This is a genomic window from Streptomyces tanashiensis (assembly GCF_014648895.1).
GTDB lineage: Bacteria > Actinomycetota > Actinomycetes > Streptomycetales > Streptomycetaceae > Streptomyces > Streptomyces tanashiensis.
Genome location: NZ_BMRZ01000057.1, coordinates 1 through 551, shown reverse-complemented (window position 1 = coordinate 551; position 551 = coordinate 1). Strand labels below are relative to the sequence as shown.

The 551-nt window shown below is 24.1% G+C and carries 1 protein-coding gene; it reads left to right on the top strand.

Annotation, left to right across the window (positions count from 1 at the left end):
- On the top strand, positions 1-361 hold a 361-nt coding region (locus IE237_RS41855), incomplete at its 5' end, for a proton-conducting transporter transmembrane domain-containing protein (protein ID WP_268253885.1).
- Positions 362-551 lie beyond the last annotated feature (190 nt).

The following is a 551-nucleotide window of genomic DNA, read 5'->3' as shown; positions in this document are numbered from 1 at the left end:
AAAATTAGCTGTATATGCTATTATTAGATTAATATTACCTACTTTATCTGATGCAACAATATTATATACTCCTTTAATTTATGTTTTATGTGTTATAACTATTATATATACTTCTATAATAACTTTAAGACAAACTGATTTAAAAGTTATTATAGCTTATAGTTCTATTAGTCATATGGCTGTATGTATATTAGGTATTTTATCTAATACAGTAACAGGTATTACTGGTAGTTTATTATTATCTATTGCTCATGGATTTGTTTCTCCTGGTTTATTTATTATTGTTGGAGGTATCTTATATGATAGATATCATAATAGATTAATACATTATTTCCAAGGTTTAATTTCTTTTATGCCTTGATTATCTGTTTATTTAATAATTTTAAGCTTCTGTAATGTAGGTACTCCTTTATCTATAAACTTTATTGGTGAATTATTATCTTTAACAGGTGCTATTAATAAATCTCCTATATTAGGTTCATTAGCTGCTATTTCTGTTTTATTATCTGCTTCATATCAAATGAAATTAACTAATAGATTAACTGGTGGTG